The sequence below is a fragment of the Pseudomonas sp. PVC-5-1 genome (assembly GCF_057444345.1).
On the sequence record NZ_CM172024.1, the window covers coordinates 3,422,431 to 3,435,086 of the forward strand.

The 12,656-nt window shown below is 61.9% G+C and carries 11 protein-coding genes; 7 read left to right on the forward strand and 4 right to left on the reverse strand.

Going from position 1 to position 12,656, the window contains the following annotated elements; all coding sequences use genetic code 11:
• The first annotated feature begins 136 nt into the window (after positions 1-136).
• The gene (locus tag AC2T3R_RS15465; protein ID WP_015270739.1) at positions 137-730 is read left to right on the forward strand and encodes a helix-turn-helix domain-containing protein; all 594 of its coding nucleotides are present in this window, start codon (positions 137-139) and stop codon (positions 728-730) included.
• Positions 731-793: 63 nt separating this feature from the next.
• Here AC2T3R_RS15465 and AC2T3R_RS15470 read toward each other — a convergent pair whose 3' ends face one another.
• Positions 794-1,498, reverse strand: a complete 705-nt coding sequence (locus AC2T3R_RS15470; protein WP_196178139.1) for an NUDIX hydrolase — start codon at positions 1,496-1,498, stop codon at positions 794-796.
• Positions 1,499-1,636: 138 nt separating this feature from the next.
• On the opposite strand from AC2T3R_RS15470, the gene AC2T3R_RS15475 reads away from it, so the two are divergent.
• The 4 genes from AC2T3R_RS15475 (at position 1,637) to AC2T3R_RS15490 (ending at position 5,830) form a co-directional block, all read left to right on the forward strand.
• The gene (locus tag AC2T3R_RS15475; RefSeq protein WP_486743878.1) at positions 1,637-2,287 is read left to right on the forward strand and encodes an isochorismatase family protein; all 651 of its coding nucleotides are present in this window, start codon (positions 1,637-1,639) and stop codon (positions 2,285-2,287) included.
• Positions 2,284-3,480 (forward strand): nicotinate phosphoribosyltransferase, encoded by a 1,197-nt coding sequence (gene pncB / locus AC2T3R_RS15480; RefSeq protein ID WP_486743879.1) that lies wholly within the window; start codon positions 2,284-2,286, stop codon positions 3,478-3,480. Before AC2T3R_RS15475 ends, pncB begins: the two co-directional genes overlap by 4 nt.
• 524 nt (positions 3,481-4,004) lie before the next feature.
• Positions 4,005-4,868 (forward strand): universal stress protein, encoded by an 864-nt coding sequence (locus AC2T3R_RS15485; RefSeq protein ID WP_486743880.1) that lies wholly within the window; start codon positions 4,005-4,007, stop codon positions 4,866-4,868.
• Positions 4,869-5,137: 269 nt separating this feature from the next.
• Positions 5,138-5,830: a formyl transferase gene (locus AC2T3R_RS15490; protein WP_486743881.1), complete on the forward strand. Its 693-nt coding sequence runs from the start codon at positions 5,138-5,140 to the stop codon at positions 5,828-5,830.
• Positions 5,831-5,915: 85 nt separating this feature from the next.
• Here the strand turns inward: AC2T3R_RS15490 and AC2T3R_RS15495 are convergent, their stop codons facing one another.
• On the reverse strand, positions 5,916-6,803 hold the full coding sequence (locus tag AC2T3R_RS15495; RefSeq protein ID WP_486743882.1) for a LysR family transcriptional regulator: 888 nt from the start codon (positions 6,801-6,803) through the stop codon (positions 5,916-5,918).
• Between the two features lie 111 nt (positions 6,804-6,914).
• On the opposite strand from AC2T3R_RS15495, the gene AC2T3R_RS15500 reads away from it, so the two are divergent.
• Complete coding sequence (locus AC2T3R_RS15500; protein WP_486743883.1) at positions 6,915-7,976, forward strand: YeiH family protein; 1,062 nt, start codon at positions 6,915-6,917, stop codon at positions 7,974-7,976.
• A gap of 209 nt (positions 7,977-8,185) precedes the next feature.
• Positions 8,186-9,559 carry a nucleotide 5'-monophosphate nucleosidase PpnN gene (gene ppnN, locus AC2T3R_RS15505; RefSeq protein WP_015270745.1) on the forward strand — a complete coding sequence of 458 codons (1,374 nt, stop codon included), beginning with the start codon at positions 8,186-8,188 and terminating at the stop codon, positions 9,557-9,559.
• A gap of 225 nt (positions 9,560-9,784) precedes the next feature.
• Here the strand turns inward: ppnN and AC2T3R_RS15510 are convergent, their stop codons facing one another.
• Positions 9,785-10,927, reverse strand: a complete 1,143-nt coding sequence (locus AC2T3R_RS15510) for a GGDEF domain-containing protein (RefSeq protein WP_486743884.1) — start codon at positions 10,925-10,927, stop codon at positions 9,785-9,787.
• Positions 10,928-11,153: 226 nt separating this feature from the next.
• Entirely contained in the window at positions 11,154-12,482 is a 1,329-nt protein-coding gene (gene pssA / locus AC2T3R_RS15515) for a CDP-diacylglycerol--serine O-phosphatidyltransferase (RefSeq protein WP_486743885.1), read from the reverse strand.
• Positions 12,483-12,656: the final 174 nt, after the last annotated feature.

Genomic DNA, 12,656 nt, shown 5'->3' on the forward strand with positions numbered 1-12,656 from the left:
AACCCAAGCAGATTTCCATGCTCCATTTATGGGAAACTTGTTTTCACCCGAGGAAAGATGCAGCCACCGTAGCTGCATTTCGCACTTTCCCAGTGCGAAAACTTTATTCTTGAACTGAAACCGTGCAGGACATTCGATGCCAACCGAAACCGAACCGCGCCTTCGCCTGGAGCAGTACCTGGGCCTGCAGATCAAGCGCCAGCGCCAGGCCCAGTCCCTCAAGCTCGCCGACGTGGCGCGCATCGCCGGCATCAGCCAAGGCATGCTCAGCAAGATCGAGAACGCCCAGGTGTCCACCAGCCTCGACACTCTCAGCCGCCTGTGCGACGTGCTGGGCATGCCGATGGCCAAGCTGTTCAGCCAATATGACCAGCCCGACGGCAATGCCTTGTTGGTGAAAGCCGGTGAAGGGCTGGAGGTGGTGCGCCGCGGTACCGAGAAAGGCCACACCTACCATTTGCTCAATCACGCCAGGGGGCCGAAGAAGAATTTCGAGGCGTACATGGTGACCATGGACGACGCCAGCGAAGAGTTCCCGACCTTCGCCCACCCCGGCACCGAGTTCCTCCACTTGCTGGAGGGTGAACTGGTGTACCGGCACGGCAACCAGCTCTATCACATGCAGGCCGGTGACAGCCTGACCTTCGACGGCGAGACCCCGCACGGCCCGGAGCAGTTGGTGCAAGTACCCATCCGCCTGTTGTCGATCATGAACTACAGCGACGAGTGACGCGGCGCGCCAGGCACCCGCGGAGAACAGGATGCCAACCGCTGCGCACACTGATGCAGGCGACTAAGCGCCCTCAGGCAGCAGACTGCGATCGAACATGAACGCCCGCTCCCCCTGTGGCGTGTACTGATACAACTGCTGCGGCCGGCCCAGCCTGGGCTGGTTCTTCTCCCCGGTGTCCCTCACCCACCCCAGCTCGCGCAAGCGCTCCAGGCGTTTGCGCAGCGAGGTGTTGTTCACCGCCTGCCCCAGGCACGCCTGCACCGCGCCTAGCGCATCCAGCACAGTGAACTTCTCCGCCAGCAGGTACAGCGGCAGGCTGCTGTACACCGTCTTCGCCGCCAGCCGCTCACGGGCGCGCTCCACCAACAGGTTGTGATCAAAGGGCAACAGCACCTTGCGCGCCAATACGCTGTCCAAGTCGAAAAACGCCAGTTGCTCGCCCTCGACGACCTGCCCGGGTTCGAGCAATGCCAGGTAATAGGTGCTGAGTGACCATCCACGCGGGTCGCGGAAAGCATTGCCCTCGGTGCCCACCTGTTCCATGTAGCAAGGTACGACCTGGGTTTTCTCGCGCAGCGCGCGTTCGGCAGCAGCTTCCAGGCTGGTGTCGGGGGTGCGGCCATTGACGATCACCCCGGGCAAGGCCCACTGGCCGGCATGCGGTTCACGCTCACGACGGTGCAACAGCACCTGCAGATGCTGAGCTTCGGGGGCCATGCGCAGGGCGACGATATCGACGCTGGCCAGGACTTCGACTGTACTCACCGGGCGACTCCTTGTTCAAGCTCATCATAATCCACCAGAGCATCTAAGTAAGGCAAGCAGAAAGCCCGTATAAAAAGTTGCTTGACACACTTAATACACCAAGTAAATTATGTATCCATTCCAGCGAGGAGAACCGCCATGAAGATCGCCAGTTTCGATGTCGACGCCCAGAACGGCTTCACCAGCAACGTGCCGCAAGAGCTGCCGGTTCCCGAAGGCCATGAAATCGCGGCAGATCTTAATACCATGGCCTTGCGCGCCGACCTGCGCCTGGGCAGCAAGGACGCCCACCCGGCCAACGCCGCCTGGGTAGTCGCCGACCCCGCGCACATGCTGCAGCCCCTGCAGCTGGCCAACGCCGACCTGACCTGGGTCAGCCACTGCGTGCCCGGCACACCCGGCTTCGAGTTGCTGCCCGGCCTGCCGGCCCCCATCGACTATGACTATTTCGTATGGAAAGGCGTCGAGCCCGACCTGCACCCCTACGGCGCCTGCTACCACGACCTTGCCGAACGCCGCTCCACCGGGGTGATCGAGTACCTCAAGGTGCAGCAGGTGGGCGCGGTGATCGTCGGTGGCCTGGCCCTGGACTATTGCGTCAGGACCACTGCGCGCCAATTGCGCCAGGCCGGTTTCCAGGTGCTGTTGTACCTGCCGGCCTGCCGCGCCCTCACCCAGGCAGGCGCCATCGAAGCATGTGGCGCCCTGGCCGCCGAGGGCGTGATCCTCTGCGGCGACGAAGCCGCGCTCGACCACCAGCTCTCTCTGATCAAGGAAGACCGCCCATGAGCGACAGCGTTTTCGGCCCACGCATCATCCAGAACCTGCTGGACACCGACTTCTACAAGATCACCATGATGCAGGCGGTGCTGCACAACTACCCCAATGCCGAGGTGGAATGGGAGTTTCGCTGCCGTAACGGCGAGAACCTCGCACCTTACCTGGCGGAAATCCGGTATCAGGTCGAGCAACTGGCCGATGTCAGCGTCACGCATGACCAGCTCGCCTACCTGGAGAAGATCCCGTTCATCAAACCGGATTTCATCCGTTTTCTCAGCCTGTTCCGCTTCAACCTGCGTTATGTGCAGGTGGGGCTGGATGATGCCGGGCAACTGGCGATTCACGTGCGCGGGCCGTGGTTGCACGTGATTCTCTACGAGATCCCGCTGCTGGCGATCATCAGCGAGGTGCGCAACCGCTACCGTTATCGCGAGGTGGTGATCGAGCAGGTCCGCGAGCGCTTGTATCAGAACCTCGACTGGCTGAAGGCCGAGGCCAGCGCCGAAGAACTGGCCGGTTTCCAACTGGCCGACTTCGGCACCCGGCGGCGCTTCTCCTACCGGGTGCAGGAAGAGGTGGTGCACATTCTGAAGCGTGACTTCCCGGGCCGCTTTGTCGGTACCAGCAACGTGCACCTGGCCCGCGAATACCAGCTCAAGCCGATCGGCACCATGGCCCACGAGTGGTTCATGGCCCACCAGCAACTCGGCCCGCGCCTGGTCGACAGCCAGGCTGCCGCGCTGGAATGCTGGGTGCGGGAATACCGGGGGCTGCTGGGCATCGCCCTCACCGACTGCATCACCATGGACGCGTTCCTGGGCGACTTCGACCTGTACTTCGCCAAGCTGTTCGATGGCCTGCGGCACGATTCGGGCGATCCGCTGGCCTGGGCGGAAAAGGCCATTGCCCACTATGAGCGGCTGGGGATCGACCCGAAGAGCAAGACCCTGATCTTTTCCGACGGGCTGGACCTTGCCAAGGCGCTGGGGCTGTACCGGGCGCTGCATGAGCGGATCAATGTGAGCTTTGGCATTGGTACCAGGCTGACCTGCGATATCCCGGGCGTGGAGCCGATGAATATCGTGATCAAGATGACGGCCTGCAATGGGGCACCAGTGGCCAAGATTTCCGACAGCCCAGGCAAGACACAGTGCCGGGATGAAAATTTCGTGGCGTACCTCAAACATGTTTTCAATTGCTGAAGGGTGGCACCCTTCTTCGAGTGGAAGCGCACACGCATGTTGTAATTAAACGTTTCCACTCCTCGCCCTGTGTACTGCGATAAATCAGAGCTGGTTGCACATCACAAAAGCTCAGGGCTTGCTGTACTTGGCTCGATATCTACCGTATATGGCACTACTTCCATTTGGAATAACGCGGGCGACGGATTGCATTGCCCAATCGTCCTGTACGCGCCAAACTCACTGGTCATATGGCCGGTCAGCGATCCCCCCATTGGCGGGCCGAGCAAGGAGGCGGCCCCAAAAGTACCGGGCGCTACTACCGGACATACCGTCCATTCACGACCTTGCCAGTCGTGGCGTGTTCAGCGCACTAGCGTTATGCCCGACCACGACGCGAGACAATGCTTGGCAGAGGCAGATTCGGCTCCCGAATCCGGTGAACCGAATGTAGTCGCGATAATCGACGCGTATGCCTATCGCAGGGACAACTAGAGAAGCGTCCGCGCCATCCCCAAAACGTACTCAATGTACAGGGAGGCGCCATGCATACCACCCGTAACGCCCTGGTGGTGTTGGCCCAACACCAGCATGATGACCTGGCCCTGACCAAGGCCAAGCAGATTGCCGACCTTACCCACGCCCACTTGCATCTACTGCTCTGTGCCAAGCCAAATGGGCATTCGACGTATCTGAAGCTGATGCAGGAGCAACTGGTGCAGGAAGGATACCATGTCAGCGCTCAGCAGGCTTGGCACGACAATCCCTGCAAGACGGTGTTCGCCGTACAGCAGGCTGAAGGTTGCGACCTGGTGATCAAGCAGCATCGAGCGGACAGCGCACTAAAAAAGGCGCTACTCACTCCTGAAGACTGGCACTTGCTGCGCCAGTGCCCGAGCCCGGTGCTGATGGTCAAGCATGCCAATCCTTGGACAGAGCGCCCCATCCTTACGGCCATTGACGCTGGCAGCGACGACCTCAAGCATCGTGTGCTGCAGGTAGGCATCCTCAGCCACGGCCACGACCTCGCCCACCTCAGTCATGCCAGCCTGCACATGATGAGCGCCTACCCTTATCCGATGCTGTCGGCAGCCGACCCCATATTCCAGCTCAAGGAAAGCATCCTGACCTTCTACCATGAGCAGTGCCAGGGCTATCAGGACGAGTTCGATATCGACGACAAACACCTGCACCTTGCGGAAGGCCCTGCCGACCAGCTGATTCCGCATGTCGCCCATCAGCTAGGCGCCGCCCTCACGGTTCTCGGCAGCGTGGCGCGCAGAGGCCTGAGTGGCGTAATGCTAGGTAACACCGCCGAATTAGTACTTGATGCCATGGAAAGTGATGTGCTGGTGCTCAAACCCTGGGATGTCATCCGTGAATTGGAAGCGCTGGCCGCTCACCACTGAGCAGACGCCTGATAGCCGCTCCCGGGCATGAGCCCGGGAGCAAACGGCAGAGTCAACTTGAATGACGAAAATGCAACTATGCTCGGTCTGATTACCGAAACTGATTTAAAGGCAGGTCTGCCGGAGGTCTAAAGTTGCGAATCGCTTTTCTGGTGAACCGGGACGTTGAGAGCAACCTCACTCTCAATTTCCTGTTGCCCGAGATTCACGAGAGCACAGTGGGAATATTCCTCTCGGAGAGAGTGGGATCGGGCAGGAACGTGCCACGCATGCTCGGACAACTGGCATTGATCGAGCAGGATTTCTTCAATGCCTTGGCCCCTGGATTAATCGGATCGAGCGACCAGGTCAGCAGTGGGCATCGATTCGGTTTTGCAGAACTGCAGCAACGCTTTGGGGTGCCTGTACGGGTATTGCCCAGCTTGAGTGATCCTTCGGGCCTGCAAATGCTGCAGGACGCGGGAGCAGATCTGTTCATCTCAATCCGCTTTGGTCAAATCCTGAAGAATGAAGCGCTGGCAATTCCGTCACGTGGCGTCCTCAATCTTCACTCTGGCCTCTTGCCTCAGTATCGAGGTGTTCTGGCGACCTTCCGGGCGCTGCTGAACGGGGACCCGGAGATCGGCTGTACGCTCCATTGGATCGACAGTCCCGGCATTGATGTTGGTCGCATCATTGAGACTGCCAGGGTGGCAGTCGAAAAGGAGCGCTCCTTGCTGTGGCACATCCTTTCACTTTATCAACCAGGCGCGCGTCTCATCCTGAACGCAATCAGGCGCCTGGAGCGCGATGAGCCTATGACGGGAACGTCTCAAGATCGATCTGCCGGGGCCTACTACTCCTTTCCCAGCGAGGATGACCTGATGCAGTTCACGGCACTGGGGTGGCGGCTCTTCGATCGCGAGGACGTTTGGGATCTTTTCGAATCGTACGGATTTCCGTTACGGATAAACACTCTTTGAGAGCCGAACGGCGGGGTACCGCACCCCATTCAAGATCCGTGAGAAACCTGTGGGAGCGGGCAAGCCCGCGAAAAGGCCAGCACAATCACCCCACCTCTTGCAGACCAACACACAACTCCAGAAACCGCGCCGCAACCCGCGACGGGGTGGCTGCATGCGGCACCAGAATGGAAAACCGCCGCACCAACGCCTGCGGCACAACCTGCAACCGCTGCAACGCCCCGTTCTCATGTCGGATCGACATCGCCGACACAAAGCCAATCCCCATCCCGGCCCGCACTGCCTCCTTCACCCCTTCCACGCCAGCAATTTCCAGCGCCACGCGCATCGCCACGCCGCTGCGGGCAAATGCCCGCTCGACGATCTGTCGCACACCCGAGCCGCTCTCGCGCAGCACCAACGGGTAAGCCCCCAGCGACGCCAGCGTCTGCCGGTCACTGCCGGCCAGCGGATGACCACGTGGCACGATGGCCACGATCTCGTCTTCCCGCCACGCCGTCACCGCCGTGCCCAATGGCAGCTCCTGCCCAGGCGGCCCTTCGATCAGGGCGATATCGACGCTGTCCAGCGCAGCGACGATTTCTGCCGTATTGCCGTTGGAAGTGCTCACCAACACCTCCGGGTAGCGGGCATGGAAATCGGCAATCAGGTAAGGCAGCAGGTAGCTGGCCGGCGTGGTACTGGCGCCGATGCGCAAGGTACCGCGCTCCAGCCCGCGCATGGCCTCGCGCAATGCCTGGGCCTGACGGAAGGTTTCGCGCAGGCGCTCGGCATGGGCCAGCAATTGCTCGCCGGCTGCTGTAAGCCGCACACCACGGCCGGCGCGCTGATACAGCGGCTCGCCAAAGGCCTCCTGCAGCAGCTTGAGCTGGCCAGACACCGCTGGCTGCGACAAATGCAGGGCCTGGGCCGCATGGCTGATGTTGCCATGCTCGGCGACGGTGGCGAACGTTATCAGTTGTTCTGGGGTCATGAATCAAAAATATCAGCTAAATGGATATTTGCCATCCTAAATTACGATTTTTTATAAGCTTATAACCAGATTAACGTAGTCCATGTCGAAACACCTTTCCGGAGGACTCACATGGCCACGGCTCCGTCCAACCCCGCCTTTGCACCTACCCTCTCTACCCGAGGGCGGCTCAATGGCATTCTGTTCGTCGCGCTGTTCGCGCTTGCGGTCACCCAGTTGGCCGCCCTGCCCGCCATCGCCAACCTGGGTATCAGCCCGCTGATCGTCGGTATCGTCGCCGGTGCGCTTTACGGCAATGCACTGCGTGACGGCGTTCCCGCCAGCTGGGCGGCGGGTATCAACTTTTCCGCCCGCGGCCTGCTGCGCATTGCCGTGGCCTTCTTCGGCCTGCGGGTGAGCCTGCAGGAAATAGCCGAAGTCGGCTGGTCCGGGCTCATCGTGTCGTTGCTGGTGGTGTCCAGCACCCTGCTGATCGGCCTGTGGTGCGGCATGAAGCTGTTCAAGCTGGACCGCGATACCGCCTTGCTGACCGCGGCCGGCAGCGCCATCTGCGGCGCCGCCGCGGTTCTGGCCTTCGAGTCGGCGCTGCGCAGTGCACCGCATAAAAGCGCCATGGCGGTTGGTAGCGTGGTGCTGTTCGGCACCCTGTCGATGTTCCTCAACCCATTGGCGATCAATGCCGGCTGGCTGCAGCTGGACGCCATGGGCGCCGGGCTGTTCCTGGGTGGCACCATTCACGAGGTGGCCCAGGTGGTCGGTGCGGCCAGCAACGTCAGCCCCGAGGCCACGCATATCGCCACCATCGTCAAGATGACCCGGGTGATGCTGCTGGTACCGGTGCTGCTGGTGGTGGGCCTTTGGATCAGCCGCGCGCGCCAGCCGGGCCAGGCACAGGGCAACGGGCGCATCGCCATGCCCTGGTTCGCCTTCGGCTTCCTCGCGCTGGTACTGGTGAACTCGCTGCAGGTGTTGCCGGGTAGCGTGACGCAGGCGGTCAACAGCCTGGATACCTTTGCCCTGACCATGGCCATGACCGCGCTGGGGATGGAGACACGCTTCAGCCAGATTCGCCAGGCCGGGCCGCGGGCGCTGGCCACCGGGGCGATTCTCAACCTCTGGCTGGTGTTTGGTGGCGTGGCGATTACCCTGGCCGTGCAGAGGCTGTTGGGATGACTTGAGACCGAGTCGCCTGCTTCGCGGGCTTGCCCGCTCCCACAGGTCCAGCGCAAGCCTGAAAGCAGCGCGGCCCGTGTGGGAGCGGGCAAGCCCGCGAAGAAGCCAGCCTGCTCTCAAGCTTTTTCCACTCCCCCCTCGTTGCCGCCCACATTTCTCGGTATGGTGTTGTCAAAGAAGGATGTTTTACCCGCACAGGAAAGACTTAGATGCCTCAACGCCATGTCATCAATGCATCCGTCAGCCCCAAAGGCAGCCTGGAGACGCTGTCACAACGTGAAGTGCAGCAACTGAGTGAAGTCGGTACCGGTAGCCTTTACACCCTGTTCCGCCAGTGCGCCCTGGCCATCCTCAACACCGGCGCCCATGTCGACAATGCCAAGACCATCCTCGAGGCCTATCAGGACTTCGAGGTGCGCATTCATCAACAGGACCGCGGCGTGCGCCTGGAGCTGCTGAATGCCCCGGCCGACGCTTTCGTCGATGGCGAAATGATAGCCAGCACCCGTGAAATGCTGTTCAGTGCCCTGCGCGACATCGTCTACACCGAAAGCGAGCTGGCCAGCCAGCGCATCGACCTGGAAAGCTCCCAGGGCATCACTGATTACGTGTTCCACCTGCTGCGCAACGCTCGCACCCTGCGGCCGGGCGTGGAGCCGAAGATGGTGGTGTGCTGGGGTGGCCATTCGATCAGCAGCGAGGAATACCAGTACACCAAGAAGGTCGGCCACGAGCTGGGCCTGCGCAAGCTGGACGTGTGCACTGGCTGCGGCCCGGGTGTGATGAAGGGCCCGATGAAGGGCGCCACCATTGCCCACGCCAAGCAACGCATGCACGGCAGCCGCTATCTGGGCCTGACCGAGCCCGGCATCATCGCCGCCGAAGCGCCCAACCCGATCGTCAACGAACTGGTGATCCTGCCGGACATCGAGAAGCGCCTGGAAGCCTTCGTCCGTGTCGGCCACGGCATCATCATCTTCCCGGGCGGTGCCGGCACGGCCGAGGAGTTCCTCTACCTGCTGGGCATCCTCATGCACCCGGACAACCAGGAGCTGCCGTTCCCGGTGGTACTCACCGGGCCGCGCAGCGCCGAGCCGTACCTGCAACAGCTGCACGCATTCGTCGGCGCCACCCTGGGTGAGGCGGCGCATCGCTTGTACGAGATCATCATCGATGACCCGGCGGAAGTTGCCCGATACATGGTCGAAGGGCTCAAGGCGGTGAAGCAGTTCCGCCGCGAGCGCAACGATGCCTTCCATTTCAACTGGCTGCTGAAGATCGAGGAGAGCTTCCAGCGCCCGTTCGACCCGACCCACCAGGCCATGGCCGACCTCGACCTGCGCCGCGAGCTGCCAGCCCACGAACTGGCCGCCAACCTGCGCCGGGCGTTTTCCGGAATTGTCGCCGGCAACGTGAAGGACAAGGGCATCCGCCTGATCGAGGAACACGGGCCGTATCAGATCCGTGGCGACAGCGCCGTGCTGGACCCACTGGGCCGGCTGTTGCAGGCGTTCGTCGACCAGCACCGGATGAAGCTGCCGGGCGGCGCGGCGTATGTACCGTGCTATCAGGTGGTGACCTGATTCGCCATTCTTGCTGAGGCCCCATGGACGGGGCCTGCAGCTATTTGGCTTTTTGGATATGGCATTCGCATCGAGTTGACATTCATTCGCGATGGTGCCGCCAAGTCACCTTTCCGCCCTTACGGCGGGTCCCTTAAGTCGCAATCGGCGGCGCCTGAACTATCGCGCGCTTAGAAGCAAAAGCAAAAGCAAAAAGCAAAGGCAGACGCAAAGGCAAAACTGCTACTAACTGAGGTCGGCCATCGGTCGTTCGACGAAGCGGATGCTGTCGCGACCACCGCGCTTGGACTGGTACAAGGCGACATCCCCCTGTTCGATCAAGGCCGCCAGGCTCGTCGGCGGTTGGTCGAACAGGTTGGCGCCGATGCTCAAGGTGACCGGCTGCGGCGTAGGCACCGTCTTGCTTGCATACTGCTGAAACTGCTCGCGCAGCAGTCCACCCAGCTCCATGACCCGCTCGCTGCTCGCACCACACAGCAGAATGACGAACTCATCACCGCCCAGCCGCGCCGCCAGCGAGCGCTCGGGCAGCACCGTGCGAATCATCTCGCTCAGGGCAATCAGCAAGCGGTCCCCTGCAACATGCCCGTGCAGGTCGTTGACCAGTTTGAAGTTGTCGATGTCGATCAGTAGCAAGGCCCCGGGCTGCGCCGAATCCACTGCCTTGAAGAAAGGCCCCGCCCGCACCTCCAGTGCGCGCCGGTTGTACAGCGCCGTCAACGGGTCACGGGCCGCCAGACGGGCAATCCGCTCCTCTCGGCGGTAACGCACGGTGCCGGTCATCGACAAGGCAATCAGCATGATCGCCATCGCACCTTCGACCAACGAAACCTGAATGATCAACCCACCGAAGGTGGCCAGGTCAATCAGCGTACCCGGTGTGATCGCAATGATCGCCTTGGCCACATAGAACAACCCATGAACCAGCAAAACGTAGCGCAACTGCACGGCACCAACACTCAGCGACTTGCCATGCGGCCGCAAAAGCCAACTGGCCTTGAGCGTCAACAGCGCCACCAGCAACGAGTTGACCATCAGCATCACCTTCGACCACTGCGGCCCTACAGGCAACAGCAGCAAGGCGAACCACACCAGCACCACCGATAACCAGATACGCGACAGCCGCACCTGGGTGAAGCGCAACACGCCCATCAGGAAGAACCAGTGCGCCACCACCAGCAAGCCGTTGGCGAACCAGATGCCGATCAGCAACAAACCGATACCGCGCAGCAAGGCCAGGGTGGAACCAATCGTGATGGTGGCAAAGCCTGCGCTCCAGAACAGCAGCGACGGCTCGCGAACGCTGCGCCACTCGATCGCCAGGTACAACGCAGCCGCGGCAGCCAGGGCGATCGAGATAGTCAGCATCGTGGGTGGATCAAGCGCCATAAACGGATTGGCCTATCTGGTTAACGAGGAAAAGGCCCGATTGTATGCGCTCGTGATGACTTTTCAGAGGAGCCTTACACCACCAGCCTGCAAATGATAGCCCAGCCCTGGCCAATACCCGTGCGGGTGAGATGTCATATTGACATCAGCGCGTCGTTTACACCACACGACACAAGGCCGCTTCCGCAAAAGCGCGCAAACGCCCTTAGAGCACCCGCTTGATCAGCGGCTCCAGCCGGCTATAGCGCAGCCGCCGCAGGAACCTGCGCACATCCTTGGGGTGCTCGGCCTTGGGCCCCAACTCCTCTGCCGAGCCGATCTTCGGCGCATGCCGGCGCAGCTCGGCCAGCTCTGCTTCCCGTGGCCCCAGCCATTGCCCTTGCGGGTCATCGATCAGCAGGCCGTTCTCCAGGTCCAGATTGAAGCCGCGCGGATTCAGGTTGTTACCGGTCAGCAACGAATAGCGTTGGTCGACCCACACGCCCTTGGCATGAAAGGTATGCCCGGGGTCGTTCCAGATCCGCACCTGCAGCTGGCCGCTGGCAATCGCAGCGTGGCGACGTCGGGTGAAGGCACGCAGGTTGTCTTCGTACAGGTAGGGCAACGCGCCGCTGGCGCTGAACGGCTCGCCGGGGGCGATATAGAAGTCGTTGGCCGTGCGATCACCAACGATCAGTTCCACCCGCACGCCACGCGCCAGGGCATGGTCGAGTTCGCGCATCAGCACCCGGGGTGGATTGAAATACGGCGTGCTGATGATGACCTGCGTGCGTGCCGCAGCCAGCAAGGCGCACACTGCACGGTTCAGCGGGTTGCCACGGCCCACACCCAACAGCGGGATAACCCGCAGGCCCTGCCCCGCCCCGCTGGCCGGTGCCTCATAGGCCATGCGCCGCAGCCGCGCGCGCAAGCGCCGGATGTCGCCGCGCAGGCTGCGGGTGGAGGGTGGCGCCGGCAGATCGAGGCGCGGTGTGGCGGTGTGGTGCAGCAGGCGACGCACCAACCCGACCATGGCGTCGGCCAGCTCTGGTGACTGGAACAGGTGGTAGCGGTCCAGGCGGTAACGGTCGAAACGGTGCAGGTACACGTTGTTCAGGCTGGCGCCGGTGTAGATCACGCAGTCGTCGATGATGCTGCCCTTCAGGTGCAACACGCCAAACAGCTCGCGGGTCTGCACAGGTACGCCATGGATGACGATATCCAGCCCATGGTGCTGGCGCTGGGCCTGGTACCAGGCGGCGTTACCCGGCTGGCGCCCGGCGCCCAACAGGCCGCGGCGGGCACGGAACCAGTCGACCACGATGGTGATTTCCAGCCCGGGCCGCGCGGCCTTGGCCTGGTACAAGGCATCCAGCACTTCCTGGCCAGCCTCATCTTCCTGCAGGTACAGCGCAACGATGACGATACGCCGGGTTGCGGCGCGGATGCGCTCGAGCAGACAGGCGCGGTAGGCCTTGGCATCGGGCAGCACCTGGATCGACTCGGCCGACATGGCGTAGCCTGGCAATGCCGCCAGCATGGATTCGGGGTTCAAGAACGATCACCTTCTGTGTGCAATCACTGTCGTGCATCAGCTTGCACAGGAAGTTTGAAATGGTCCAGCCCCCGGATAGCATGGGGCTGCTTTGCAGCCCTATCGCGACACAAGGCCGCTCCTACAAGCCAGCGCCGAATCCACATGCGGCGCCGAACCTGTGGGAGCGGCCTT

What these genes read in the sequence shown, in the direction of transcription:
- AC2T3R_RS15490 (WP_486743881.1), top strand. Translation starts at nt 5,138, where the DNA reads ATGCTCGGACAACTGGCATTGATCGAGCAGGATTTCTTCAATGCCTTG.
- AC2T3R_RS15475 (WP_486743878.1), top strand. Translation starts at nt 1,637, where the DNA reads ATGAAGATCGCCAGTTTCGATGTCGACGCCCAGAACGGCTTCACCAGC.
- AC2T3R_RS15465 (WP_015270739.1), top strand. Translation starts at nt 137, where the DNA reads ATGCCAACCGAAACCGAACCGCGCCTTCGCCTGGAGCAGTACCTGGGC.
- pncB (WP_486743879.1), top strand. Translation starts at nt 2,284, where the DNA reads ATGAGCGACAGCGTTTTCGGCCCACGCATCATCCAGAACCTGCTGGAC.
- AC2T3R_RS15500 (WP_486743883.1), top strand. Translation starts at nt 6,915, where the DNA reads ATGGCCACGGCTCCGTCCAACCCCGCCTTTGCACCTACCCTCTCTACC.
- AC2T3R_RS15485 (WP_486743880.1), top strand. Translation starts at nt 4,005, where the DNA reads ATGCATACCACCCGTAACGCCCTGGTGGTGTTGGCCCAACACCAGCAT.
- AC2T3R_RS15510 (WP_486743884.1), bottom strand. Translation starts at nt 10,927, where the DNA reads ATGCTGACTATCTCGATCGCCCTGGCTGCCGCGGCTGCGTTGTACCTG.
- ppnN (WP_015270745.1), top strand. Translation starts at nt 8,186, where the DNA reads ATGCCTCAACGCCATGTCATCAATGCATCCGTCAGCCCCAAAGGCAGC.
- AC2T3R_RS15495 (WP_486743882.1), bottom strand. Translation starts at nt 6,803, where the DNA reads ATGACCCCAGAACAACTGATAACGTTCGCCACCGTCGCCGAGCATGGC.